The sequence below is a fragment of the Streptomyces vietnamensis genome, from assembly GCF_000830005.1.
Lineage (GTDB): Bacteria > Actinomycetota > Actinomycetes > Streptomycetales > Streptomycetaceae > Streptomyces > Streptomyces vietnamensis.
The window spans coordinates 707,883-731,965 of sequence record NZ_CP010407.1 but is presented as its reverse complement, the minus strand read 5'-3'; the positions used below and the strand labels follow the sequence as shown (position 1 = coordinate 731,965).

At 73.6% G+C, this 24,083-nt stretch carries 23 protein-coding genes and 1 pseudogene; 7 read left to right on the top strand and 17 right to left on the bottom strand.

Annotated features, from left to right (window positions below; translation table 11 throughout):
- Window positions 1-137 precede the first annotated feature (137 nt).
- From SVTN_RS03235 to SVTN_RS46535, 6 genes are all read right to left on the bottom strand, one after another.
- Window positions 138-731, bottom strand: coding sequence for a TetR/AcrR family transcriptional regulator (locus tag SVTN_RS03235; protein WP_041127722.1), 594 nt, complete (start codon window positions 729-731; stop codon window positions 138-140).
- Between the two features lie 67 nt (window positions 732-798).
- Window positions 799-1,572 (bottom strand): ABC transporter ATP-binding protein, encoded by a 774-nt coding sequence (locus SVTN_RS03230; protein ID WP_041127721.1) that lies wholly within the window; start codon window positions 1,570-1,572, stop codon window positions 799-801.
- Window positions 1,559-2,602, bottom strand: a complete 1,044-nt coding sequence (locus SVTN_RS03225) for a taurine ABC transporter substrate-binding protein (RefSeq protein ID WP_041127720.1) — start codon at window positions 2,600-2,602, stop codon at window positions 1,559-1,561. The genes SVTN_RS03230 and SVTN_RS03225 overlap by 14 nt, the downstream gene beginning before the upstream one ends.
- Window positions 2,603-2,642: 40 nt before the next feature.
- Window positions 2,643-3,515, bottom strand: a complete 873-nt coding sequence (locus SVTN_RS03220) for an ABC transporter permease (protein ID WP_041127719.1) — start codon at window positions 3,513-3,515, stop codon at window positions 2,643-2,645.
- Window positions 3,512-4,636 (bottom strand): LLM class flavin-dependent oxidoreductase, encoded by a 1,125-nt coding sequence (locus SVTN_RS03215; RefSeq protein WP_041127718.1) that lies wholly within the window; start codon window positions 4,634-4,636, stop codon window positions 3,512-3,514. Before SVTN_RS03215 ends, SVTN_RS03220 begins: the two co-directional genes overlap by 4 nt.
- A gap of 183 nt (window positions 4,637-4,819) precedes the next feature.
- Window positions 4,820-4,918, bottom strand: coding sequence for a putative leader peptide (locus SVTN_RS46535; protein WP_425428941.1), 99 nt, complete (start codon window positions 4,916-4,918; stop codon window positions 4,820-4,822).
- A 124-nt stretch (window positions 4,919-5,042) separates the two neighbouring features.
- Here SVTN_RS46535 and SVTN_RS46090 point away from each other — a divergent pair, with 124 nt between their 5' ends.
- A complete protein-coding gene (locus tag SVTN_RS46090) occupies window positions 5,043-5,177 on the top strand; it encodes a hypothetical protein (RefSeq protein WP_281192293.1) in 135 nt (44 codons plus the stop codon).
- A gap of 2 nt (window positions 5,178-5,179) precedes the next feature.
- Here SVTN_RS46090 and SVTN_RS46085 read toward each other — a convergent pair whose 3' ends face one another.
- On the bottom strand, window positions 5,180-5,860 hold the full coding sequence (locus SVTN_RS46085) for a GntR family transcriptional regulator (RefSeq protein WP_041127717.1): 681 nt from the start codon (window positions 5,858-5,860) through the stop codon (window positions 5,180-5,182).
- Between the two features lie 66 nt (window positions 5,861-5,926).
- Window positions 5,927-7,135 (bottom strand): CaiB/BaiF CoA transferase family protein, encoded by a 1,209-nt coding sequence (locus SVTN_RS03205; protein WP_052498912.1) that lies wholly within the window; start codon window positions 7,133-7,135, stop codon window positions 5,927-5,929.
- A gap of 204 nt (window positions 7,136-7,339) precedes the next feature.
- Here SVTN_RS03205 and SVTN_RS03200 point away from each other — a divergent pair, with 204 nt between their 5' ends.
- Window positions 7,340-8,521: an acyl-CoA dehydrogenase family protein gene (locus SVTN_RS03200; RefSeq protein ID WP_052498910.1), complete on the top strand. Its 1,182-nt coding sequence runs from the start codon at window positions 7,340-7,342 to the stop codon at window positions 8,519-8,521.
- A gap of 49 nt (window positions 8,522-8,570) precedes the next feature.
- Here the strand turns inward: SVTN_RS03200 and SVTN_RS03195 are convergent, their stop codons facing one another.
- The 3 genes and pseudogenes from SVTN_RS03195 to SVTN_RS44120 all read right to left on the bottom strand — a co-directional run.
- A complete protein-coding gene (locus SVTN_RS03195; protein ID WP_041127716.1) occupies window positions 8,571-9,074 on the bottom strand; it encodes an FBP domain-containing protein in 504 nt (167 codons plus the stop codon).
- Between the two features lie 72 nt (window positions 9,075-9,146).
- On the bottom strand, window positions 9,147-10,616 hold the full coding sequence (gene yczR / locus SVTN_RS03190) for a MocR-like transcription factor YczR (RefSeq protein ID WP_041127715.1): 1,470 nt from the start codon (window positions 10,614-10,616) through the stop codon (window positions 9,147-9,149).
- A 437-nt stretch (window positions 10,617-11,053) separates the two neighbouring features.
- Window positions 11,054-12,430, bottom strand: a pseudogene (locus SVTN_RS44120) (DUF6777 domain-containing protein); the annotation flags it as partial.
- A gap of 93 nt (window positions 12,431-12,523) precedes the next feature.
- On the opposite strand from SVTN_RS44120, the gene SVTN_RS03180 reads away from it, so the two are divergent.
- Window positions 12,524-13,834 (top strand): streptophobe family protein, encoded by a 1,311-nt coding sequence (locus SVTN_RS03180; RefSeq protein WP_425428940.1) that lies wholly within the window; start codon window positions 12,524-12,526, stop codon window positions 13,832-13,834.
- A 36-nt stretch (window positions 13,835-13,870) separates the two neighbouring features.
- Here SVTN_RS03180 and SVTN_RS03175 read toward each other — a convergent pair whose 3' ends face one another.
- The 4 genes from SVTN_RS03175 to SVTN_RS03160 all read right to left on the bottom strand — a co-directional run bounded on the left by SVTN_RS03175 (window position 13,871) and on the right by SVTN_RS03160 (window position 19,559).
- Window positions 13,871-14,983 (bottom strand): hypothetical protein, encoded by a 1,113-nt coding sequence (locus SVTN_RS03175; protein ID WP_041127712.1) that lies wholly within the window; start codon window positions 14,981-14,983, stop codon window positions 13,871-13,873.
- Between the two features lie 136 nt (window positions 14,984-15,119).
- Entirely contained in the window at window positions 15,120-16,112 is a 993-nt protein-coding gene (locus SVTN_RS03170; protein WP_052498908.1) for a serine/threonine-protein kinase, read from the bottom strand.
- Entirely contained in the window at window positions 16,109-16,753 is a 645-nt protein-coding gene (locus SVTN_RS03165; RefSeq protein WP_041127711.1) for an SH3 domain-containing protein, read from the bottom strand. The genes SVTN_RS03170 and SVTN_RS03165 overlap by 4 nt, the downstream gene beginning before the upstream one ends.
- A 97-nt stretch (window positions 16,754-16,850) precedes the next feature.
- On the bottom strand, window positions 16,851-19,559 hold the full coding sequence (locus SVTN_RS03160; RefSeq protein ID WP_041127710.1) for an FHA domain-containing protein: 2,709 nt from the start codon (window positions 19,557-19,559) through the stop codon (window positions 16,851-16,853).
- A gap of 101 nt (window positions 19,560-19,660) precedes the next feature.
- Here SVTN_RS03160 and SVTN_RS03155 point away from each other — a divergent pair, with 101 nt between their 5' ends.
- A complete protein-coding gene (locus tag SVTN_RS03155; RefSeq protein ID WP_041133486.1) occupies window positions 19,661-20,311 on the top strand; it encodes a TetR/AcrR family transcriptional regulator in 651 nt (216 codons plus the stop codon).
- A gap of 11 nt (window positions 20,312-20,322) precedes the next feature.
- On the opposite strand, the gene SVTN_RS03150 is transcribed toward SVTN_RS03155, so the two are convergent.
- On the bottom strand, window positions 20,323-21,129 hold the full coding sequence (locus SVTN_RS03150; RefSeq protein WP_041127709.1) for a class II aldolase/adducin family protein: 807 nt from the start codon (window positions 21,127-21,129) through the stop codon (window positions 20,323-20,325).
- 134 nt (window positions 21,130-21,263) lie between these two features.
- On the opposite strand from SVTN_RS03150, the gene SVTN_RS03145 reads away from it, so the two are divergent.
- Both SVTN_RS03145 and SVTN_RS03140 read left to right on the top strand, forming a co-directional pair.
- Window positions 21,264-22,010, top strand: coding sequence for a hypothetical protein (locus SVTN_RS03145; protein ID WP_159026410.1), 747 nt, complete (start codon window positions 21,264-21,266; stop codon window positions 22,008-22,010).
- Entirely contained in the window at window positions 22,007-22,345 is a 339-nt protein-coding gene (locus SVTN_RS03140; protein WP_041127707.1) for a winged helix-turn-helix domain-containing protein, read from the top strand. Before SVTN_RS03145 ends, SVTN_RS03140 begins: the two co-directional genes overlap by 4 nt.
- On the opposite strand, the gene SVTN_RS03135 is transcribed toward SVTN_RS03140, so the two are convergent.
- A complete protein-coding gene (locus tag SVTN_RS03135) occupies window positions 22,342-23,163 on the bottom strand; it encodes a DUF3626 domain-containing protein (RefSeq protein ID WP_041127706.1) in 822 nt (273 codons plus the stop codon). The two genes, SVTN_RS03140 and SVTN_RS03135, sit on opposite strands and share 4 nt — an antisense overlap.
- A 159-nt stretch (window positions 23,164-23,322) precedes the next feature.
- On the opposite strand from SVTN_RS03135, the gene SVTN_RS03130 reads away from it, so the two are divergent.
- Window positions 23,323-23,982, top strand: a complete 660-nt coding sequence (locus tag SVTN_RS03130) for a ThuA domain-containing protein (protein WP_041127705.1) — start codon at window positions 23,323-23,325, stop codon at window positions 23,980-23,982.
- Window positions 23,983-24,083 lie beyond the last annotated feature (101 nt).

Below are 24,083 nucleotides of genomic sequence, written 5' to 3'. Positions count from 1 at the left end.
AGCGATGCCTTCGGTCATGGGGGAGTACCGGGCGCGGGCCGCCAAGTGTTTCTTGCGGTAACAGCGGCCCGGCCCGAGGATCGCGAGGATCGCCGAGTGAGTCAAGGGTCCGGGTCAAACGACCTGTTGATGAAGTGTCAGCCGCCGATCAGCGTGACCAGTTGTTCGGCCGTCGCGTCGAGCAGTGCCGCGGCGGTCCGCTCGTCGCCGAGGACCAGGTACTGCAGGGTCAGCCCGTCGATCATCGCCGCGAGCAGATGCGCGAGCAGGTTCACGGGCACCTTCGGCTCGACCTCGCACACCGCGCAGACCTGCTCGATCAGGACGGTCCCCGAGGCGACGTACTGCTCGTACTGGGCCCGCGCCAGATGCTCGAACCCCTCCTCGCGCAGGGCGTACTGGGTGAGCTCGTACGTCAGCATGTGCTCGGCCGGATGGGCCGTGACGTGGTTCCAGTACGTGCCGAGGGCGCCCCGTACCGTCTCGTGCAGGGTCGCCCTGGGCTCGACCGCGGACATGACGTGGACGACGTAGGTGTCGGTGATCGACTCGATGGCGGCCTCCAGGAGCGCCTGCTTGGAGTCGAAGCAGTAGTGGAAGACGCTCAGCGAGACCCCCGCCTCGGCACAGATCGACCGGGTGGTGGTCCGGGCGACGCCGTCCCTGGCCATCGCCCTGATCGCCGCCTCGACCAGCTGCCTGCGTCGTTCGGCCGACGGCATCCGCGCCATGGTTCCTCCTCGCGTCCGGCGCACAGGGTAACCGCACCCTCCGCGCACGGCGCCGGACGCGATCCCGTCAGGCCGCCGAGCTCCGCGTCGCCGTCGCCAGGTCCGCCCGCAGGGCGGCGAACGCGGGGTCGCCCCGCAGGGAGGCCACGTCCGTGCTCGGGTCGCGGGGGAGGGGCACCGGCACCTCGGCGACCACACGCCCGGGGCCGGCCGCCATCACCAGGACCCGGGAGCCGAGGAGGACGGCCTCCTCGGCGGAGTGCGTGACGAAGAGGACCGTCGTGCCGGTCGTGGCCGCCAGCGTGCGCACCTCCTCCTGGAGACGCTCGCGGGTCAGCGCGTCGAGTGCGGCGAACGGCTCGTCCATCAGCAGGATCTGGGGCTCCGCCGCCAGCGCCCGCGCGATCGCGACCCGCTGCTGCTGCCCGCCCGACAGCTCCCAGGTCCGCCGGCCCGCCATGCCGGACAGGCCCACCAGGGACAGCAGCTCCTCGATCCGGGCCGCCCGGCCGGGGCGGGCCACCCCGTGCCGGGCCAGGGCGAAGGCGAGGTTCCCGCCCACCGTGCGCCACGGGAAGAGGCGCGGCTGCTGGAAGACGACGCCGACCTTCCTGCGTACCTCCACGGCTCCGGTCGCGGGCCGCTCGAAACCCGCCACCAGGCGGAGCAGCGTCGTCTTGCCGCAGCCCGAGGGGCCGACCAGGACCACGAACTCACCGGGGTCCACGGCCAGCGAGACACCGGCGACCGCGACGACGGGCGCCTTGGCCGTCCCGTACCGGACACCGACGTCCGAGAGCTCGATGTCGGCGAGGCGCGCGGCGGTGTCAGCGGGCGACACGGGCGAGCTCCTCCACCGCGAGGGCCTTCGCGAACTCGGCCTGCTCCGGCACGGCGTCGATGGCCTTCTGGCCCTTGAGGAAGACGGCGGCGTCGTGCAGGTTGGCGGCGAGCGCGCCCGGCGCCCCCGGCCTGCCGAGGTACGGGGCGCCCTGCTGCTCCTTCGCGGTGAGCAGGACCAGCTCGGCGAGCTGCTTCCGGGCCTCGTCGGGGGCGAGGTCGAGCTCGGCGCCGATGGCGCCGGCCGCCTTCGCCGGGTCGCTCTTGGCCAGCTTCACGGCCTGGTCCTCCGCCTTCAGCCAGGCGTCGACGATCTCCGGGTGCTTCGCCGCGAACGCGTCGGTGACCACCCCCAGATCGGCCGTCGGCTTGCCCTGCCCCGCGATCGCACGGCTGGTGACGAGGACCTTCCCGTCCTTCTTCAGCTCGGTCAGGCTCGGCGTCCACACATAGGCGGCGTCGATGTCGCCGCGCTGCCAGGCCGCGAGCGCGTCCTGAGGCTGGAGGTCGACGAGCGTCACGTCGGAGGCCTTCAGGCCGGCCGACTCCAGCGCCACCAGCAGGGAGTAGTGGGAGGTCGACCCGAAGGGGGTGGCGATCTTCCGGCCCTTGAGGGCGGCGACGGACGCGATGTCCTTCTTGGCGACGAGCGCCTCGTTGTCGCCGATCAGATCGTGGATCCACAGCACCTTGTACGGGATGTCCAGCGGCGCCGACAGACCCTTGGTCACCGGGCTCGAACCGAGCAGCCCGAGGTCCACGGACCCGGCGATCACGGCGGTGTTGACGTCGCCGCCCGAGTCGAACTTCACCCAGGACACCTCGGCGTCCGGCAGGGCCTTCTCCAGGAGCTTCTGGTTCTTCACCACCAGATCGGCGTTGGGGATCGCCTGGTACGCGATGCGCACCCGGACCTTCCCGCCCTTCCCCTCGGCGTCGTCGGCACCCGTGCCGCAGGCGGTGGTGGACAGGGCGAGCAGCAGGGCGGTGGCGGAGGCGGCGAGGACGGCGCGGCGACGGGACGAGGGCATGACGGTTCCTTAGGAGAGATCGGGTGTGGTCGTGGGGTTCTCAGGCGCGGCCGCGCCACGGGACGGCGGCCCGCTCCAGGCCCCGGAACAGCGCGTCGAGGACGATGCCGGAGAGGCCGATCGCGATGATCCCCGCGATGACGACGTCGGTCCGGTTGTAGCGCTGGGCGTCACGGATCATGCCGCCGATGCCGGGGACGCCGTTGATGGTCTCGGCGGCGACGACCGAGGTGTACGCGATGCCGACGGCGATCCGTACGCCGGTGAGGATCTCCGGCAGCGCGGCCGGCAGCCGGATCGAGAACAGCAGCGCCGACGGGCCCGCGCCCAGGGCCCGCCCCGCCTCGACCAGGTCGGCCGGGACGCCCCGTACGGCGGCCGCGGTGGCGGCGGCGATGGGCGGAAGCGCCGCGATGAGCAGCAGCCAGATCTTCGGGGACTCGTCGATGCCGAACCAGATGACGAGCAGGGAGAGGTACGCCAACGGGGGCAGCGTGCGCAGGAACGTGACGGCCGGCTCCAGGACCACGGCCAGCGGCTTCACCACGCCGATCAGCAGCCCCAGCGGGATGCCGACGAGCGTCGCGTAGCCCGTGCCGATGGCGATCCGGCGCAGGGAGACCGCCAGATGCTCGACCAGCAGGTGGTCGCCGATGCCGCGCACCCCGTCGTGGACGGTCGACGCCCGTACGAAGGCCTGCCACACGTCGCCCGGGGAGGGGACGAGGACCCGGGGCCAGACGCCGACGGAGACCACGGCCTGCCAGGCGGCGAGGAGCACCACGAGCGCGAGGAGCCGCAGCGCGGCCCAGCGCAGGGCGGCCACCCCGGCCCAGGCGCGGCGGGCCGGGTGCGCGGAGGCGGAAGCGGTTCGGGCGGTCGTCGTGCCGCCCGTCGTGTCGAGGACGGTCACGCCGCCGCCTTCCCGGCCGCCGCCTCGGTGAGCGCCCGCAGCCGGGGCGCCACCTCCTCGCCGACGCGGTAGGCCTCTTCGAGGTGCGGGTAGCCGGAGAGGACGAACTCGTCGATGCCGGCCCGCCCGTACTCGAAGAGCCGCAGCGCGACCTCGTCGTGCGAACCGACGAGCGCCGTCCCGGCGCCCTCGCGGACGAGTCCGATGCCCGCCCACAGATTGGGCGCGACGGTCAGGCTCTCGGCGGAACCGCCGTGCAGCGCGGTCATCCTGGCCTGCCCGGTCGAGTCCATACGGGCGAACCGTTCCTGCGAGGCGCGGACCGCCTCGGGATCGAAGCCGGCGAGGATGCGGCCGGCCTCCTGCCAGGCCTCGGCCGAGGTGTCCCGGGTGATGACGTGGAGGCGGATGCCGAAGCGCAGGGTGCGGCCCTCCCGCGCGGCCTTGGCCCGTACCCGGGCGACACGTTCCGCGACGGCGGCCGGAGGCTCGCCCCACAGCAGCTGCACCTCGGCGTGGCGCGCCGCGACGTCCTCCGCCTCGGGGGACGCGCCGCCGAAGTAGAGGGGGACGGGGGTCCCGACGGAGGGCGCCGTCAGACGGGCCCCCTCCACCCGGACGTGATGTCCGCTCAGCGTGACGGCCGAACCGTCGAGCAACTCACGGACGACGCCCATGAGTTCGCCCGTCCTGACGTATCGCTCGTCCTTCGGGAGGTGGTCGCCGTACGCCTTCTGCTCGACCGGGTCGCCGCCGGTGACCACGTTCAGGGCGATGCGGTCGCCGAAGAGGCGTCGGAAGGTGTCCGCCTGCTGCGCGACCAGCGTGGGCTGCGCGAGACCGGCGCGGAACGCGACGAGGAAGCCGATCCGCTCCGTCACCGCGGCGACGGCCGAGGTCAGAACCCAGGGATCCACGCAGCCGAGCCCCACGGGCGTCAGCAGCCGTGCGAAACCGGCCTGTTCGGCCGCGCGGGCCACCTGCGCCAGATAGCCGAGGTCGGCGCCGCGGCGGGTCGCGGCGGCGGAACGGCCCTGGACTGCGGTGACCCCGCCGGGGTCGCGGCCGTCGCCGCCGGTGGGCAGGAACCAGTGCAGGACGGGAGCGGGGGAAGAGGACATGCGGACGTACCTCGGGGAAGAGCGGAGCCGGAACGGGTGCGCGCGGCACCCCGTCAGGCGCGCGGAGCGTGAAGGGAGGCCCATGGGTCCAGGGCCGTGGAAGGTGTCGGCAGCGACGGAGACGGTCGGCGTCGGAGAACGACGGTCGACGGTGTGAGGAGGTGCGGAGCGCCGGGAGAGGGCTCAGCAACAGGCCGCGTGGCGACACGACTCGAACCGACACAGCATCCCCGCGACACGCAGAAGATCCACGTGGCGGCGGGAGACGAGGGCGGGAGTCATGCGGGCATCCTTCCCGCGGCGAGTGCCGGCCCACAAGTCGCGTCCGCGATACGGACGCAGACGTCTCGGGTTTCGGGATCCGCTTCGGCCCGCACACGGCGTCCGGGCGGGCCTCGGCCGGCTCGTGGCCGCGAGCGTGCTCGCGGACCCGCTCCACGCGGCCGACAGCGTCCACCGGGCCCCGGCCGTCGTGTCCGTGCTCCTGGTGGTGACGGGCGCGGTCCGGCGCGCGGGCGCGGGGTCGGCCACGCCCGGCTGAGGTCAGTCCTGGTCCGGGCGTTCCTGACCCAGCACCTCGCGCAGCGCCGCCACCGCGTGGGCCCGGTGCTCGTCGAGCCAGTGGAGGGTGGCCTCCTCGTCGCCGTGGCGAAGGGCGGAGATCACGGCGCGGTGCTCCCGCACGGCCAGCTTCCGGTGCGGGGCGTCGGTGTAGTAGAGCGAGCGGTACGCGTCGGTGGCGTCCCACAGGGTCGTGATGAGGCGGACCAGGCGCGGCATCCCGGACGCCTCGATCAGGGTGAAGTGGAAGAGCCGGTTCGCCGCCGCCATCGCGGCCACGTCCCCTTCCTCGGCGGCCCGTTCCACGTCCCGCTGGATCCGTTCGAGCGCGGCGACCGTGCCGTCCGGCATCCACCGCACGGCCATGCGGACCGCCTCGGTCTCCAGGAGCTCCCGGATCCGGTAGATCTCCTCCAGGTCGTCCAGGGACAGTTCGGCGACGAAGTAGCCCCGGTGGACGTGATGGACCACCAGGCCCTCGGCCTCCAGGGCCTTCAGGGCCTCCCGGAGCGGCACCCGGCTCACCTCGAACCGCGCCGCCAGGGCCTCCTGGCGGATCGGCCCGCCGGGCCGGAGCTCCCCGCTGGTGATGGCGCGCCGCAGTTCCTCCAGGACGAACTGCTGGGCGGTCTGCGGCCGCCGCCTCTCCGTCGCGCTGCTCATCGCCTGTGACCTTCCGTTCCCTCGTGTCGCCACCGGCGGATCCCTCCGCCGGTGGCGACCATCTTGCTACGTGTGGCCGTTCGCCGCCGACCCCCTGTGGACAAGTCCGCCCAGCTCCGACCGGACGTCGTGGGTGTGCTCGCCGAGGCGCGGGGGAGCGGTGCGGTAGGAGGGCGGGGTGGCGCCGAGCCGGATCGGGTGGGCGACCTGACCGGGACCGGCCGCGGACTCCGGGACGCGCGGGGCGAGCCCCAGCCGGTCGGCGAGGTCGAAGGCGGCGGCCAGGTCGTTGATCGGCCCGCAGGGCACGCCGGCCGCCGTGAGCTCCTCGAACCAGCCGTCGGCGGTACGGGTGGCGAGCGGGCCCGCGAGGGCCTCGACCAGCTCCTCCCGGTGGGCGACCCGGGCCGTGTTCGTCACGAAGCGGGGGTCCCCGGCCAGCTCCGGCCGGCCGAGCCGCTCGCACAGGATCCCGAACTGCCGGTCGTTGCCCACGGCGAGGACCAGCGGCCGGTCCTGCGCCTCGAACACCTCGTACGGGGCGATGCTGGGGTGCCTGTTGCCCATCGCGCGCGGCACGACCCCGGCGCCGAGGTGGGCGGCGGCCTGGTTGGTGAGCGCCGAGAGGAGGGAGCCGAGCAGGGAGACCTCGACCCGCTGGCCCTCGCCGGTGCGTTCGCGGTGCCGCAGGGCGGCGAGGACGCCCATGCCCGCGTGGAGGCCGGTGATGACGTCGACCAGGGCGACCCCGGCCTTCGTGCCCGGCCCGTCCGGTTCGCCGGTCACGCTCATGAGGCCGCCCATGGCCTGGACGAGCAGGTCGTAGCCCGGCAGTCCGGCGCCCTCGGCGGTGCCGAAGCCGGTCACCGAGCAGTAGACGAGCCCCGGGTTGGACGCCCGCACGTCCTCGTAGCCGAGGCCGAGCTTCTCCATCGTGCCGGGGCGGAAGTTCTCGACGAGGACGTCCGCGCGGTCCACGATCGCGCGGGCCGTGGCCAGGTCTTCAGCAGCCGTGAGGTCGAGCGACACGGAGCGCTTGTTCCGGTTCACGCCGAGGAAGTACGTGGCCTCCCCGGCGGCGAACGGCGGGCCCCACGCACGCGTGTCGTCCCCGGAGCCCGGCCGCTCGATCTTGATCACGTCCGCGCCCAGGTCGGCGAGGAGCATCGTCATGTACGGCCCGGCGAGCACCCGGCCGAAGTCGGCGACGACGATCCCGGACAGGGCGCCGGCCGTGGGGGGCGTCCCTGGTGTGCCGGGCTGATCTGCGTGCATGCGGCTTCCCTCGCTCCCGCTGGAGGTTGGATCCAGAAAACCGGAGGTTGGATCCAGGCGACTGGAGATCGGATCCAGGAGGCTGGAGATTGGATCCAATCGGACCGTACGGTTCGGATCTCGGATTTTCAATACTGGATCCAATATCCGATCTAGGGCTACGCTTCGGCTCGCCGAGTTGCCACAGTCGCCAGGAGGCCGTCCGTGAAGTCGCCGTCCACCCCCGTCCACCCCTTCGACCTGCTCGCCCTCGACGGACTCCTGACCGACGAGGAGCGGGAGATCCGCAACACGGTGCGCGCCGTCGCCGACCGCGAACTGCGGCCGCACGTCGCCGGCTGGTTCGAGAAGGGCGAGATCCCCGCCCGCGAACTCGCCCGCACCCTCGGCGGCGTCGGCGTGCTCGGCATGCACCTGGAGGGCTACGGCTGCGCGGGCACCAACTCCGTCGCGTACGGCCTCGCCTGTCTGGAGCTGGAGGCCGTCGACTCCGGACTGCGCTCCCTCGTCTCCGTACAGGGCTCCCTCGCCATGTACGCGATCTGGAAGTACGGCTCCGAGGAGCAGAAGCAGCAGTGGCTGCCGAAGATGGCGGCCGGCGAGTACATCGGCTGCTTCGGCCTCACCGAGCCGGACGCCGGATCGGACCCGGGCGCCATGCGGACCAACGCCAAGCGGGACGGCTCCGACTGGGTGCTGAACGGCACCAAGATGTGGATCACCAACGGTTCGGTCGCCGACGTCGCCGTCGTCTGGGCGCGCACCGAGGACGGCGTCCGGGGCTTCCTCGTCCCGGCCGGCACCCCCGGTTTCAGCGCCCCCGAGATCAAGATGAAGCTCTCGCTGCGGGCGAGCGTCACCAGCGAACTGGTCTTCGAGGACGTCCGCCTCCCGGCCGACGCGATGCTGCCCGAGGCCCGCGGCCTCTCCGGCCCGCTCGGCTGCCTCAACGAGGCCCGCTTCGGCATCGTCTTCGGCGCGCTCGGCGCCGCCCGCGACTGCCTGGAGACGGCGATCTCCTACGCCAGGGACCGGGTCGTCTTCGCCCGTTCCCTCGCCTCGTACCAGCTGACCCAGCAGAAGCTCGCCGACATGTCCGTCGAGCTCGGCAAGGGCATGCTCCTCGCCCTCCACCTCGGCCGGCTCAAGGACGCGGGCGCCCTCACCCCCGAGCAGGTCAGCGTGGGCAAGCTGAACAACGTCCGCGAGGCGATCGCGATCGCCCGCGAGTGCCGCACGATCCTGGGCGCCAACGGCATCACCCTGGAGTACCCGGTGCTGCGCCACGCCAACAACCTGGAGTCGGTGCTCACCTACGAGGGCACGAGCGAGGTCCACTCCCTGGTCATCGGCAAGGCGCTCACCGGCGAGCAGGCCTTCCGCTGAACCGGCGAGCCGTCCCGGTCCCCCGGGACCGGGAGGCGGTCCGGGCTCCTCAGCCCGACGTCACCCGGTCGACGAACGCGTCCAGGTTGCCCGTCAGCCGGGCGACCTGCTCGTCGAGGGTGAGGGACTCCTCGTGGCGCCGGTGCCGCAGCTTCGGCTGCCGCCGGCCCCGGACGTAGAGGGAGCAGGCGAGGTCGGCGCAGAGGTAGATCCCGACCGTGTTCCCCTCGCGGCCGCGGCTGCCGGCCAGCGGCGCGACCAGGAGCGTGACGCCCGAGGACGCGTGCGCGGTCAGGCAGACCTGGCACATGCTCGACTTCACGGCGCTGGTCCGGCCGGTCGCCGGGACCCGCAGGGTCACGCCGAGCGGCCCGTCCTCGCGCGGCAGGACCAGGTGCGCCCGCAGGGGCGCGCCCGGGTCGACCCAGCCGAGGAAGTCCAGGTCGTCCCAGGGCAGTTCGGCGAAGTCGAGGGGCAGCTTGAGTCGCGCCGCCTCGCCCTTGGTGCAGTTCACGAAGGACGAGCGGATCTGTTTGTCGGTCAGTGGTTCCACTCGGTGGACCGTACACGGACCTTCCGGGGCGGGCATCCCAATATGCGGGCCCCCTCAGGTATGAGGGCCCCCTCAGGCCACCCAGTCCGGCAGGGCGGGATCGGCGAAGTGCCCCGGGGCGCCGTCCAGGGCCGCCGCGAGCCGCTCCGCCGCCGGTTCGTACGCGTCCACGGGCAGGGTGAACGGGATCCGCAGCCGGTGCTCGTGCGTGCCCGGGTCCACCCCGAACCGGGCGCCGCCCTCCACCCGTACCCCCTGCCGCAGGGCCCGGGCCGCGAGGGAGGAGGCGACCGGCCGGCCCAGGTCGATCCAGAGGCACATCCCGCCCGGCGGCACCGCCCACCGCCACTCGGGCACATGACGGGCGAGGGCTTCGGTCAGCGCGGTCCTGCGCTGCCGCAGCTCGTCGAGGCGCCGGGGCAGGATCACATCGAGGCGGTCCATCAGGGTGACGGCCACCAGCTGGTCGAGCACGGAACCGGACAGGTCGGCGGTGATCCGGACCCGGGCCAGCTCGGTCACGACACGGGACGCGGCCCGCACCCAGCCGACCCGCAGCCCGCCCCAGCAGCTCTTGCTCAGCGAGCCGACGGAGACGATCTGCCCGCCGTCGCCCCCGCCGGCCGCCGCCGCGAACGGCGGCGGCGCGGGCACGTCCAGGGCCATGTCCGTCAGCGTCTCGTCGACCACCAGCCAGGTCCCGGTGGCGCGCGCGGACCGCGCGAGCTCCCGGCGCTGCTCCGCCGGCATCAGCCGCCCGGTCGGGTTGTGGAAGTCCGGGATCAGATAGGCCAGGCGCGGCGCGGTCTGCCGGAGCGCCGCGTCGACGAGCCCGGAGTCCCAGCCGGCCTCGGTCACCGGCACCGGCGTGACGCGGAGCATGCGCCCGCGCATCGCGTCGAGGGCGTTGGGGTACGAGGGGTTCTCGGCGAGCACCCGGTCGCCGGACCGGCCGAGCAGCGTGAGCACCAGCGAGACGGCCTGCTGCGCACCCGTGGTGACGAGGATCTGGTCCGGGAGGGTCGGCAGGCCCCGGGCCGTGTAGCGCTCGGCGATCGCGGCGCGCAGCGCGGGCAGACCGTACGGGTGGTAGCCCTGCGCGCCCGCGTAACGGGGCAGTTCGGCGGCGGCCACCGCAAGCGCGGCGGACAGCTCCTCCTCCGGAGCGTGCGGCGCGGCGAGGGCCAGGTCGATGGTCGCGCCCGCGTCGTCCTGGAAGGCGCCGAGAGCGGTGGGGGCCTGCCCGTCCGGCAGCGCGGTCCACGTACCGGCGCCGCGCCGGCTGTGCGCGTAACCGCTCTCCCGGAGCAGGTCGTAGGCCCCGGTCACGGTGGTCCGGCTCACCGTGAGCACCGCGGCGAGCTCCCGCTCGGCCGGCAGCCGCAGGCGCAGCGCCACCCGGCCGTCGAGCAGCGCCTCCCGTACGGCCCGCGCGAGCTCCCGATACCCGAACCGGCCCTCCGGGGGCGGGGTGAGGAGCGATGCGAGCTGGCGACCCGTCAGGGTCCGGTCCGCGGTGTGGACCACACGTGCCACTGCCATGCCAATCACTCCTCATTGGCTCTGCTGTCCGGGCCAATAAGGTTACAGACTCCTTTCCAGTGGCCTGGTGGCCGTGTTCATCAGGGAGAGGGGACGAGCGATGTCCGGACACTTCACCGACCGCGACGAGCGGATGTGGCAACTGTGCGCGGAGGAGCGGACGGCCCGCCCCCTGGCGATCGGAGCCTGGCTCCGGGCCCTTGCCGGGGCGGCTTCGAAGCGGCGTCGGACGGTCAGAGGACGGGTACGGACCCCGGACCGGGCGCCGGAGCGGACGCCGAACCCGAGACCGAACGTGACGCCGAACCCGACACGGAACTCGACACCGAACCCGACGGGACCCGAGCCGACAGCGAGGAGAGCGACGCGGCCGGGGAGACGGCCGCCGCAGGCTGGTCCGCCTGCTGTTCTGCCTGCTGGTTCGGCGACCGGCTCGTGAGATCCGCCGAACCGTCCGACGCGGGTGCCGACTCCGGGCTCGACGACTCCGTCGACGGCGACGAGTCCGTGGGGCCGGAGGAGTCGGACGGCGACTCCGGTGACGACGTCGACGCCGAGGGGGAGAGCGTCGAGGGGCACGGCGACGGGGTGACCCCGTCGATCGGCGTCGGGGTCTCCGTGCCCGTCACCGTCACGCACGGCACCGGCGACGACGGGGAAGGGCTGGGCGTGGACGGCGAGGGCGACAGCAGCGTGGACGGAGGGATCGTCGGCGGCGGGGGAGGCGGCGGGGTCGGCCTGTCGTGCTCGCCGGTGTCGCCGTGCTTCCGCGCGAACCAGCCGTCGTCCTGGGGGTCGTACACGACGAAGACGTTCACGACCGTCACCGACGGCGCCACCACGACGACCTGCTGGGAGCTGTACCCCTGCCATGGCGCGCCCGTCGTGCGCGGCGCCTTCTGCGCCACCGGGCCGGTCAGCGGATTTCCGCAGGCGCAGCGCACCCGGGGTACTCCGTGACCGTCGACCATGACCGCCGTGCCGGCCTGGAGCACCGCCTGGTAGGTGGTGGCCGCGCCGTTGCGGAAGCCGTGGTTCGTCACCCGGGTGTCGACCCGGAGCTGAAGCGGGGTCAGGGAGCGGAGGTAGTCCGGCACGTCGTTCGGCGAGATGCCGACGACCGAGGCGAAGGCCGCGTTCTTCGCGGGCTCGCCGGAGAGGTACCGGACCTGCTGCTCGACGTCGCAGCTGGAGACCGACCGGGTCCCGCCGTAGAGGCCGGGCGTCGACCCCGACATCTCGGGCACGGCCGAGGCGGTACGGGGCGGCAGCGAGGGCGGCGGGGCGGAGCCGTCGCCGGCGCGTGCCGTCGACCGCGTGAACGGGTCCGGGCCGGACGCGGCGGCGTTCTGCAGGAAGACCTCGCCGCCGGATCCCGCCGTGTCGTTCTTGCCGTCGGGGCGGTTGGTGAGGACGACGGCCAGCGCCGCGGCCGCCACGAGCACGGCGGTGACCGAGGCGACCTTCGGTACGGAACGCCACCAGGGACGGCCACCGCCCTTGCCTCCGCCGCCGGGCGAGCCGCCTCCGCCACCGGTCGCCCCGCCTCCGCCGCCGGTCGCCCCGCCTCCGCCGCCGGTCGCCCCGCCTCCGCCGCCGGTCGGCCCGGAACCGCCGCCGCCTCCGGAGGCACCGCCGCTTCCGGAGGCACCGCCGCCGGACGAACCGCCACCCCCCGAACCGCCGCGGGGCGGTCCGGGCGGTGGCGGGGGGCCGCCGCTTCCCGGGCGTGTTGTGCCCGGACCCGAGAGGGGGCCCGAGGGGGGACCTGTGGGGGGAACCGACGGAGGGCCGGACGGCGGATGGGAAGTCATGTTTTTCCCTTTCTTCCGTTCCGCGCCCATTGTGTGCGCCGAACGGCGTCCGTCCGCAAGCGGAGCACCGGCCCCGGTACTAGCGTGGACCGGGTGACGAGCAGTCGGCTCCCCACCTCCGCGCGGTCAGCCGCGACCCCGACCGGGCCCTACGTCCGCGTCGCCCTCCAGGCCCTGGCCGCCGTGGTCGCCGGGTTCGTCGCGATGGGCGTCGTCGCCGGGCTCGGCCTCTGGGCCGCGGGCGCCGCCGACCTGCCCGGCGGCTTCGCCGCGATCCTCGCCGCGGTCGTCGTCATGGCCTCGGGCGGCAAGGTCGAACTCTCCGGCGACGCGGGCGCCCTCGCCGGCACCCAGGCCGAACTGACCGCCATGCCGCTCACCGTCACCCTGGTGGGCGCACTGGTCACCGGCTACTGCTTCCTGCGCCCGCTGCGCCACCACGCGGTGACCGGCGCCCGTGAACTCCTGCTCCGCGCGGCGAGCGTCGTCGTGCTCTGGCTGGCCGCCCTCGCGGGCCTCTCGGCCCTCGCCCGGCACGACTTCCCCCTCACCCTCGGCGGGGGCGACTCCACGGGGTCCCTCATGGACCTCTTCGGTGAACTCCTCGACGCCACGAACCCGACCGTCGGCTTCCGCACCGACCTCGGGCCCACGCTCTTCTACGGGCTCCTGTGGATCCTCGGCGTGCTCGCCATCGCCCTCCTCGTCTCCCGCAGGACCCCGCTGCCGCCCCGGCTCGTCCGCTACCACGAACCCGTCCGGCCCGCCGCCTTCGCGATGCTCCTGCTGCTCCTCGCGTACGTCGTCATCGGCCTGGTCATCGGGATCGTCGTCGCGGCGACCAAGGGCCACGCCGCCGAGACCCTCGCCGTGCTCCTCCTCGGCCTCCCCAACATCACCTGGATCGCGCTCGGCGTGGGCATCGGCGGCTCCTGGCAGGGCAGGGCGGAAGGACCCTTCGGCCTGCCCATGCCACAGATCCTCGACGCCGTCCTGCGCGGCAAGGGCGACAGCCCGGACCTCTCCACCGTCGACCTGTCCTCGCTCGCCGCCCAGGACGCGCGCGCGTGGTGGCTGCTGCCCATCGCGGCCGTCCTGGTGCTCGCCGCCGCGTTCGTGGCGGCCGTCCGCTCCCCGGCCCGGATCTCGCTCTGGCAGCACGCCCTGCACCTGGGCATCGCCTTCGCCCTCGCCATGCTGGTCGCCGCACCGCTCACCCTGGTCGAGGCCCGCTTCGGCCTCTCGGTCCTCGGCATCGGCGACCTCGCCTCCCTCGGCGGCGAGGTCCTGCTCCGCCCGGACGTCTGGAAGACGGTCGGCTTCGCACTCCTCTGGGGCCTCGTCGCGGGCTTCCTCGGCGGCCTCCTCGCCACCCGGGTCCACCGCAAGGGCGAGGTCGACTAGGGCCTGTCCGGCGGATCAGGGTCGGACAGGCCCTGGCTAGCGACCCATCCCGTAGGCCTGCGACGTCGCGGCGGGGCGGGTCCGGGAGAGCCTCGCGGCCGTGCCGCGGGCCGTTTCGAAGGCCACGACCGGATTGCCGTTCCTGCGCCACGGCTGGGCGCCGCACCACGGTCCGATCAGCCGGAACTGCTCCAGGGCGGGCCCGTACATCATCGACCGGAGCATGTAGTGCGCCAGCAGGTGGCGCAGGACCGGCAGGCGCTCGTCATCGGGCGCGACCGTGTCGAAGGAGGCGGCGATCCGCTTCAGCCGACTCCTCGTCATGGGCGTGGCGGGCAGCGCCACGGCGCCGGGCCGGTCGGTCAGTTCGTTCAGGGCGTGCAGATAGATCCCGGCGAGCGGGCTGCCGGCCGGGGCCTTGCGGACCGCCCGGCCGGCGAACCGCATCATCCGCCGGTCGCTGCCGAACCACTTGGCGCACCAGTACTGCAGGGCCTGCCAGTGCCCCTCGTAGTGGTGGGGTGCCCGGGCGACGAGGCCTTCCCAGAGCGGCTTGAACTCCGCCCGCCCGTACTGGGCTCCGCGCGCTGCCGTGATCATGACCACCCAGGGGCCCGGGTTCGCGGGGTCGAGCAGCGCGGCCCGCCGCGCCTCCTCGATCGCGGCCGGGAGCATGGCGCGGAAGCGGTCCATGTCCGAGGTCAGGACCTCGTGGGCGTAGCCGCCGCCCCGGATCTCCCAGGCGCGGTGGACCATGAGGCCCGCGTGGAGGGTGGCCGCGTCGCAGTTCCCCGGCTCGGCCGCGCGCCACGAGTCGAGCCAGGCGTCGTCCTCCTGGGCGATCTGCTGCAGGAGTTCGAGCCGGGCCCAGCGCTCGTCCCAGTCGTCGCCCGCGGCCGTGACGTACCGTTCGGCGGCCCGCCAGTCCCCTTCCCACGCGGCGTGGGCCACGGACTGCCGCTCCTCCGCCCGGTGGGCCGGCGGCGGCGGGCCGGGGCGCTGCGGGTCGAGCACCTCACGCGGCGGCAGGCCGTAGTGGGACGCCACGAAATGCTCCCCGACCCATCCGGCGGCACGGCCGGGGGAGACGAAGAGACGGTGGAGCACGATCAGGAACACACCGAGTACGACGGTGAGGAGGATGGTCACGGCGGGGAATCATCCCCGAGTCGATCACTCTCCGCAATGGCTCAGGCCAACGATAAGGCGAGGTCGGAGCGGTGACGGCCGAGGGCCTGTCTCCCCGGTCCGGCTGATCCGGCCTGATCCGAAAGGCACCCCCTCCCTAGTCCAGCTCCCGGAAGACCGGTCGCGCCCACGCGGGCGGGGCGGGCGGCGCGCCGAGCCGTCGCGGGCCCCTGGGCGCCGCCGGACCGCCGCCGGGCGCGTCCGCCAGGACGGCGCGCAGTTCGGCGACGAACTCCAGGCACGTCCCGTACCGCTCCTCGGGCGTCTTCGCCAGCGCCCGCGCGAACACCGCGTCCGCCGCCGACGGCAGCCCCGGCCGCACCTCCGAGAGCGGCGGCGGCGGATCGTACTGCTGCGCCCACAGCACCGCCCAGTCGTTGTCGCGGCGGAACGGCGGCGCCCCCACCAGGGTCTCGAAGACCACGCACGCCAGGCTGTACACATCGCACCGGCCGTCCACCGGCTTGCCCGAGATCTGCTCCGGCGCCACGTAGTCGAGGGTTCCGACGAACTCGCCCACCGTCGTGAAGCCCGTCAGCGAGAGAGATTTCTTCGTCAGGCCGAAGTCGGTCAGGTACACGTGCTCCGGGTGGTCGCCGTCGGTGCCCTCGGCGACCAGGACGTTGCCGGGCTTCACGTCGCGGTGCACCAGGTCGTGCGCGTGCGCCGCGTCCAGGGCCGAGGCCACCTGCGCCGCGATCCGGCCCGCCTTCACCGGCGGCAGCGGCCCCTCGCGGTCGAGGAGGGCCGCCAGGTCCCGCCCCGCCACGTACCGCATCGCGATGTAGAGGACGCCCTCCGTCTCGCCCGCCTCGAAGACCGGCACGATGTGCGGGTGGTCGATCGAGGCGGCGACCCGCGACTCGTGTGCGAAGCGCTTGCGGAAGGTGTCGTTGCGGGCCAGCTCGGGCGCAAGGAGCTTCAGCGCCACCGTACGGTCGAGACGCAGGTCCCTGGCCCGGTACACGACCGCCATGCCACCGCGCCCGATCTCGCTCTCCACGCGGTAGCCCGCGATCTCCTTGCCGAGCAGTCCAGAGGGCCGGCCCGCCGGGATCTCCGCGTCCCCGTGCGCCCCGACGGCCGTCATCGGCCCTCACCCGCCGGTCCGGTCGGTCCCACGACCTGCGTCGGCGGCGGCCCGGCCGCCACCGCCGGATCCACCTGGGGCACCACCTGCGTCGGTTCGTGTCCCGGCTCCTCGGGCTCCTGGACGGGTTCGGCCGAGGGCGCCGCCGACGCCGCGTACGTACTGAGCCCGACACCGTCGCAGTACACCCAGCGCTCGTGCTCCGCGTCGTACAGCCAGACCGACTCGCCGTCGACGACCATGCCGACCCGCAGGCCGCGGGTCCGCAGCCGGAAGCCCTCGCCGTCGAGCCGGCCCGCGCCCAGCTCCTCCGCCGCCCGCCGGTAGCGGCCGAGCGCGTCCTCGGCGCGGGCGATGAGCGGCCGGGGATCGGCGGTCCTGGTCAGCGGCCGGCCCGCCGCCGGAGGGTCGTCCGGCACGCTCACGAGCAGGCGGGCGTCGACCCACGCGGTCCAGCCGTTCGAGCACAGCACCCGCCCCCAGTCGCCGGTCCGCTCCACGAGCCGTACGGGCAGGAAGGCGTCGAGGGGCGTCGTGGGCAGCTCGGGATCGGGCGCCTCCCAGGCGGAGAGCCCGGAGCGGGGCACCACATGGGTGGGTCGGAAGTCCGGCACGTCGTACTCGGACACGGGGACGCTCACGGCCTCACCTCCCTCACAGGGACGCTCACGGCCCCACCACCTCCGTCACGGGGACGCTCACGGTCCCACCACCTCCGTCACGCGGATGCACACAGACCTACCTCCGCATCACGACCGGCTCGTGGCGCCGCAGCAGCCGGGCCACGGCCAGAGCGAGGACGAGACAGAGCACCACCATCATGCCCATGTCGAACAGCCAGGCCTCGGCCGTGTGCCGCATCAGCGGATCGGCGGTCTTCTCGCTCGGCGCGATCCTCCCGATGTCGATCGTCGCGCCCATCGCCGCGAACGCCCACCGCGAGGGCACCAGCCAGGCCAGCTGCTCCAGGACGGGCGTGCCGCGCACCTTCAGGAGCGCCCCGCAGAACACCACCTGCACGATCGCGAGGAGGACGAGCAGCGGCATCGTCACCTCCTCCTTGCGGACGAGCGCCGAGACCAGCAGACCGAGCATCATCGCCGTGAAGGCGAGGAGCGCGACGGCGAGGGTGATCTCCACGAGCGGCGGCATCAGGACGCCCTTGCCGCCGGGCACGTTCAGCGGCACGCCGATCAGGGCGACCAGGGTCAGGACCACCGCCTGCACGACCGTGATCAGTCCGAGGACCACCACCTTGGAGGCGAGGTAGGCGGAGCGGGACAGGCCGACGGCTCTCTCGCGCCGGTAGATCGTGCGCTCCTTGACCAGTTCGCGCACCGCGTTCGCCGCGCCCGTGAGGACCCCGCCCACGCAGAGGATGAGCAGCACGTTCAGCGTCGACTCGGGGTTGAGGCTGCCCTCGGACAGGGCCCGGGCCATCGCGCCCATCACGAACGGCAGGGCGATCATGATGGCGAGGAAGGTCCGGTCGGCGGAGAGCGCCGCCGCGTACCGGCGCACGAGCGTCCGCAGCTGGGAGCCCCAGCTCTGCGCCTTCGGCGGCGGCCCGGGCTCCGCGGCCGCCCGGCCGTCGGCGGGCCCGGGGGCGCCGGCGGGCACGGCGGGCGCGGGGGTGTCGGGGTGGGCCATCGGGTCCGCGACGTACCGGCGGTGGAAGCGGGAGGCCCGGTACTGCTCGGCCCAGTCGCGGTCCCGGTCGTTCTCGAAGGCCTCGAAGGCCTCCGGCCACTGCTCGAAGCCGAAGAAGCCGAGGGTGTCGGCGGGCGGCCCGTAGTACGCGACCCGGCCGCCCGGCGCGAGCACGAGCAGCCGGTCGCACACGTCGAGGCTGAGCACGCTGTGGGTGACCACGACGACCGTGCGGCCGTCGTCCGCGAGCCCGCGCAGCATGTGCATCACGGAGCGGTCCATGCCCGGGTCGAGACCCGAGGTCGGCTCGTCGAGGAAGAGCAGGGAGGGCTTCGTGAGCAGTTCGAGGGCGACGCTGACCCGCTTGCGCTGGCCGCCGGAGAGGCTGTGGATCGGCTGCTCGGCGCGCTCCACGAGTCCGAGCTCCCGGATCACCTCGTCGACCCGGGCCCGCCGTTCGGACGCCACGGTGTCCTCGGGGAAGCGGAGTTCGGCGGCGTACCCGAGGGCCCGGCGGACGGTCAGCTGGAGGTGCAGGATGTCGTCCTGCGGGACGAGCCCGATGCGCTGGCGCAGCTCGGCGTAGTCCCGGTAGAGGTCACGGCCGTCGTAGAGCACCGTGCCCCGGTCGGCCGGACGCTGGCCGGTGAGCGCGCCCAGGAGCGTCGACTTCCCGGCACCGGACGGGCCGACGACCGCGAGCAGGCACTTCTGGCCCACCGGGAACGACACCTCGTCGAGGAGGGTCTTGCGCCCGTGGTCGACGGTCACCGCGAGCGAGCGGACGTCGAGGGACACCTCGCCGGTGTCGGTGAACTCGACGAGCTGCCCGCCGATCAGACAGAACGCGGCCCGGCCGATGCCGACGATGTCCTCCGACGTCACCCGGGCGTCGACGACGGGAGCGCCGTTGAGGAAGGTGCCGTTGTGGCTGCCGAGGTCGTGGATCCAGTAGGTGCCGTCGGGATGGGCGCGGAGTTCGGCGTGCCGCCGGGAGACGACGAGGTCGGCGACGACCACGTCGTTGTCGGGGGCGCGCCCGATCCGGATGCTGTGGGTGGGCAGCGGCCGCACGGACGTCGGCTGCCGGAAGGTACCGGTCGCGGCCGGATGCCGGACGGAGGGGGGCCGCGGCGTCACGGGCCGGCCGTGACCGACCGCCGACGGTTCCGGCAGGGGGAGCGGCGGGGCCTCGGGCGGCGGCTCCCGTACGGGCGCGACGGCGGCCTCGGGCGGGAGGTCGCGTACGGCCTCCGGAGGTGGCGGGGGCGGCAGCAGCGGGGGGTCCTCCGGCTCCGGTGCGGGCCAGGGCTCCGGTGCGGGCTCCGGCCGGGAATGGGGCGGCGGCTCCGGTGCGGACTTCGGCCGGGAATCGAGCGGCGGTTCCGGTGCGGGCTCCGGCCGGAACTCGGGCGGCTCCGGTACGACGCGGGGTTCGGCCGGTACGACACGGGGCCCCGCCGGCTCGGCCGGGGTACCGGTCAGGAGGACCGCGCGCGGCCCGTCGGCCGGATGCCCGAACCGTACGACCGTCCCGGGACCGACCTCCCGCGGCCGGACGACCCGCAGCCCGTCCGCGAACGTGCCGTTCGTACTGCCCTCGTCCACCAGCGTCCAGTGGCCGCCGGCGGCGCTGAGCACCGCGTGGTGCCAGGACGCCCGGGCGTCCTGGAGCACGATGTCGCTGGTGGGGTCGCGCCCGATGCGATAGACGCGGCTCGGGTTCATGAGCGTCGCGTCCCCGTCGATCTCGAGGACCAGATCGGGCGCCGCGGGCACGACGGGCCGCTCTGCCATGCGTCGAATTTTATCCGCCGGTGCTGATCGCCGCCCGGGAAGAGGACGCCGGTAAGGTGGGCGTCCGCCGCGCGAGCGGCCCGAACGAGGAGGACGCACCCGTGCCGAAAGGTGTCACCAGGCGGCGGCCCCGCACCCGCGCGGCGCTCCTGAAGGCGGCCCTGGAGACCTTCGCCGAGCACGGCTTCCACGCGACGACCATCGAGCAGGTCTGCGAGCGCGCCGGCTACACGCGGGGCGCGTACTACTCGAACTTCGCGAGCAAGGAGGAGCTCTTCCTCGCCCTCTTCGACGAGCACAGCGAGCGGACCGTGCGGCGCCTCGCCGAGGCCATCGACGCGCTGACCCCCGAGGAGTACACCCTGACCCGGCTCGCGGAGCTCGCCGCCCGCGTCGAGCCCGACGAGCGGGACTGGTACCTCGTCACCACCGAGTTCACCCTGCACGCGATCCGCGACCCGCAGGCCGCCTGGGTGCTCGCGCGCCACGACGAGCGGCTGCGGGCCGAGATCGCCCGCGGCCTCACCCTCGTCCTGCGCCGGGCCAGACGCGAACTGACCGTGGAGGCCGACCGGTTCGCCCGCCTCCTCATCGCTCTGCGCGAGGGCGGTCTCGCGCAGAGCTACGTGGAGCCGGCCGAGCTGCCGCCCGGCACCCTGGAACGGCAGTTCCTCGCCCCGCTCCTGGAGGCGACGACGCGCGAGATCCCCGACCAGGGCCTGTCCGGCGGATCAGGGCCGGACAGGCCCTAGGGGCCCGCGGATCAGTCGAAGAGGTCGGGATCGGACGCGGTGATCTGGTCCCACAGCGGGCGCGCCTGGAACCAGCCGGCCAGGTGCCCGCCGATCTGCCCCCGGGTGAGCAGGGCCGTCTCGCGGTCGATGAGCTGCGGGGTGCCCGCCGCCATCGCCAGGAGCTGCGCCTGGCAGGAGCGCTCCATGGTGACGAACCACCACACGGCCTCGGCGACGGAGTGGCCGACCGTGAGCAGCCCGTGGTTCTTGAGGATGACCGCCTTGAAGTCGCCGAGGGCCTTGGCGACCCGCTCGCCCTCCTCGGTCTCGTTCACCACGCCCCGGTAGTCGTCGTAGATCCCGTGGTCCTCGAAGAACGCGCAGGCGTCCTGGGTGATCGGATCGAGCGGGATGCCGAGGCTGGAGAAGGCCTTGCCGTGCAGGGAGTGCGAGTGCGCGGCGGCGACCGCGTCGGGGCGGGCCGCGTGGACCCGCGAGTGGATGACGAACGCGGCCCGGTTCACGGGCCGCCGCCCTTCGAGGACGTTCCCCTCGTGGTCCACCAGGATCAGGTCCGAGGCCTTGATCTGGGTGAAGCTCATGCCGAAGGGGTTGACCCAGAAGGCGTTCGGGTCGCCGGGGTCGCGGACCGTGATGTGCCCGGCGACCCCCTCGGAGAAGCCGAACCTCCCGAAGATCCGGAACCCGGCCGCGAGCTGCTCCTTGCGATAGCGGCGCTCCTCCTCGACGGACTCGAAGGCCGGCGGCAGCGGCACGATCGCCCCGGCGGGCAGCGGCCCGACGGCGGCGGCGAGAGCGGACGGCACGGTGCTCATGAGGGCTCCTCGGTGAGGGGGCGGTGGGGCGCGGCGCGCCAAAAGATACAGAGATGTATCCGATACGACAACGGATCCGAAGTGCTTCGCGGAGTCTCTTGTTCCAACTGGTTTGTGATGCAAAGCTGATGTGCATGGCAGACGCATCGGTGCCCTCACCGGGCACACCCCAAGAAGTCCTCGCAGGCCTCGGCGAACTCACCCGCCGGGTCCGGGCCGCTCAGCGCGGGGCCTGGTTCCCCCTCCTGCTCCTCGGCGTGCTCACGCTGGGCGGAATCCTGGCCGGCCGCCTCACCTTCGAGGTCAAGACCGTTCCCTGCCCGGCGGGCGACCCCGCCGGTGGCACCGGCTGCACCCTGATCAGCCAGGGCTCGCCCCTCTACTGGACGGTCGGCCTCGCCGTCGCCTACGCCGCGACCGCCGTGTTCTACGTACGCCGCTCCCGCGACCGAGGTGTCGGCACCCCCGTCCGGCCGTACATCCTCACCGGGATCGTCCTGGTCGGTCTGGTGGCCGCCACCCAGATGTGGAGCCTTCGTCACGGGATGCCGAACCCCGGCGAACCGCTCGACTTCTGGGGCCTGCGCCTCGACGCGGACTCCGGGGTGACGCTGTTCCTCGAACAGCTCACCGGGAACGCCACAGTCGTCGGGCTGCCCCTGCTGGTGCTGGCCTGGGTGGAACGCAGCCGCGTCCTGCTGCTGCTCGCCGCTGTGTACCTGGCCATCGAACTGGTGCCGCTCAGGCCCGGCGGGTGGGGGATCCCGGCCACCTCTCCCTGGTCCACCGTGCCCCACTTCGCCGTCCCCGGCGTGCTCCTTCTGCTCGGCGCCCTCGGCTCCGCCCTGGCCGAGTCCACCCACCGGCGCGCCGCCTCATGACCGACCAGCCCGCCCCGCACCCTGTCACCGGCCTGGACGACGTGGTCCACCAGCGCGTGCGCCTCGGCATCCTCACCGTCGCCCACCAGGCCCGCCGCGTCGAGTTCGGCTTCCTGCGCACGGCCCTCGGCCTCACCGCCGGAAACCTCAGCCAGCACCTGACCGTCCTGGAGAAGGCCGGCCTCGTCGAGATCGAGAAGGGGTACGAGGGAAGACGACCCCGCACCTGGCTCTCCCTCACGCCCGCCGGCGACCGCGCCCTCAAGGACGAAGTCACCCAGCTCAAGCGGCTCATCCAGCAGATCGAACAAGGCGGTCCTGGCCGGGAGCCCTAAGGGCGGGCGGCGGGGGCGCCGAAGCGGGCCAGGTAGTGCCAGACCTTCTTCACGTCCTGCTGGTCGTACCGTCCCGAGGCGGCCGCCTCCTGCACGATCCGGGGGTCGAGGCGGCCGTCGACGGCGATCCGGGCCGCGAGCTCCACGTACTCGGGTCCCCGGAAGTCGGGATACCGCCGCAGCTCGTCGACGGAGACGCGGAAACCCCCGTGCCACTCCACCGGGCACGGCAGCCGCCGCGCCGCCTCCTCCACCTCCGTGCCCCGGTGGCTCGGGTCCAGGACCAGCGCCTCCACGTCCCGCCCGATCATCACCGGGCCGTGGACCTGCGCCTCGATGTAGTCGTCGAGCGGATCCTTCTCGTCGGCCTCGGCGAGGGCGATCAGGCGCATCCGGGACGCGACGCCGAAGTCGTCGGGCTCCAGGAAGCTGTCCGGATAGCAGAAGGTCGCCCGGTGCAGGGCGGCCGTCGTGAGCCGCAGATGGGCGGAGCCGAAGCGGGGAGCGGCGCCGAAGGGGCGGCGGCGGAAGTCGAGGGCGCCGTACACGGGGCGCGTCTCCGCCGGGGCCGCGTCGTACGCCCCGCCGAAGATGCGGCTCTCCCAGTGCCAGCGGTCCCCGCCGGGGCGGGCGGTGAGGCCGCCGTTGCTGGTGCCGGTGACGAACTGGGAGCGGTAGACCCCCTCGTCCGCGAGCCGGTGCAGGAAGTGCGGGTGGAAGTTGAGGGTGATCCGCAGGGCCGGGTCGAGCGGATCGCCGGTGGAGCGGTCGGCGACGTGGGCGAGGGCCTGCCGGGCATGATCATGAAGGGGCGTCATCGGGGCAGTGTGCAGGAGCGGAAGGGGTTGCGGCCCGCGGTTTTCGGTGGCTACGGTCTGGGCGGCTGGGGAAAGCGCTTTCCTTCGGGCTTTCCCCAGGCTTTTCCCCGGCTCTCTCCGCCATCCGCCCCGTTCCGTACCGCCCCTGGAGTCCACCGCGTGCCCACCGCCGACGTCCTGATCTACACCCGTACGGCGGGATACCGCCACGACTCGATCCCCGCCGGCGCCACCGCCCTCGCCGAGCTGGCGCGCGAGCTCGGAAGGGCGGCCGAGGTCACCGAGGATCCCGGCGTCTTCACCCCCGAGCGACTCGGCCGGTGCGCCGTCGTCGTCCTGCTGTCCACGACCGGGAACGTCCTGACGCCCGAGGGCCGCACCGCCTTCGAGGCGTACCTCCGGGGCGGCGGCTCGCTCCTCGCCGTGCACGCCGCCGCCAACGCCGAGCCGGACTGGCCCTTCTACGGCGAGCTCCTCGGCACCCGGTTCGACGGCCACCCCGAGATCCAGCCGGGCCTCGTCCTCGTGGACGACCGCGACCACCCGGCGACCGCCCCGCTCCCGGCCCGCTGGGCCCGCACCGACGAGTGGTACAACTTCACGTCCCACCCGGGGGACGCCGGCGTACGGATCCTGGCGCGGGCCGACGAGACCTCCTACCGGGGCGGCACCCACGGCGACGACCACCCGCTCGTCTGGTGCCGGGAGGCCGACCGGGGCCGCTTCTTCTTCACCGCGCTCGGGCACGCCTCGGAGACGTACCGCGACCCGGCGTTCCGCGCCCACCTCTCCGGCGCCCTGGCCTGGCTGACGGCCTAGGGGCGTCTTGCCGAACAGGCCGGATCAGGTCGGACAGGCCCTGGCCCGGCCCGCCCCACCGGCCCGCGGGTCACCCCACCGCCCCGCCCCTGTTGCGCCGA

Excerpts from the sequence above, each read along its gene's own strand:
- SVTN_RS03215 (WP_041127718.1), bottom strand. The coding sequence starts at position 4,636 with ATGTCCTCTTCCCCCGCTCCCGTCCTGCACTGGTTCCTGCCCACCGGC.
- SVTN_RS03150 (WP_041127709.1), bottom strand. The coding sequence starts at position 21,129 with ATGAGCACCGTGCCGTCCGCTCTCGCCGCCGCCGTCGGGCCGCTGCCC.
- SVTN_RS03145 (WP_159026410.1), top strand. The coding sequence starts at position 21,264 with ATGGCAGACGCATCGGTGCCCTCACCGGGCACACCCCAAGAAGTCCTC.
- SVTN_RS03205 (WP_052498912.1), bottom strand. The coding sequence starts at position 7,135 with ATGCACGCAGATCAGCCCGGCACACCAGGGACGCCCCCCACGGCCGGC.
- SVTN_RS03235 (WP_041127722.1), bottom strand. The coding sequence starts at position 731 with ATGGCGCGGATGCCGTCGGCCGAACGACGCAGGCAGCTGGTCGAGGCG.
- SVTN_RS46085 (WP_041127717.1), bottom strand. The coding sequence starts at position 5,860 with ATGAGCAGCGCGACGGAGAGGCGGCGGCCGCAGACCGCCCAGCAGTTC.
- SVTN_RS03140 (WP_041127707.1), top strand. The coding sequence starts at position 22,007 with ATGACCGACCAGCCCGCCCCGCACCCTGTCACCGGCCTGGACGACGTG.
- SVTN_RS03135 (WP_041127706.1), bottom strand. The coding sequence starts at position 23,163 with ATGACGCCCCTTCATGATCATGCCCGGCAGGCCCTCGCCCACGTCGCC.
- yczR (WP_041127715.1), bottom strand. The coding sequence starts at position 10,616 with ATGGCAGTGGCACGTGTGGTCCACACCGCGGACCGGACCCTGACGGGT.
- SVTN_RS03225 (WP_041127720.1), bottom strand. The coding sequence starts at position 2,602 with ATGCCCTCGTCCCGTCGCCGCGCCGTCCTCGCCGCCTCCGCCACCGCC.
- SVTN_RS46535 (WP_425428941.1), bottom strand. The coding sequence starts at position 4,918 with ATGACTCCCGCCCTCGTCTCCCGCCGCCACGTGGATCTTCTGCGTGTC.
- SVTN_RS03170 (WP_052498908.1), bottom strand. The coding sequence starts at position 16,112 with ATGACGGCCGTCGGGGCGCACGGGGACGCGGAGATCCCGGCGGGCCGG.
- SVTN_RS03160 (WP_041127710.1), bottom strand. The coding sequence starts at position 19,559 with ATGGCAGAGCGGCCCGTCGTGCCCGCGGCGCCCGATCTGGTCCTCGAG.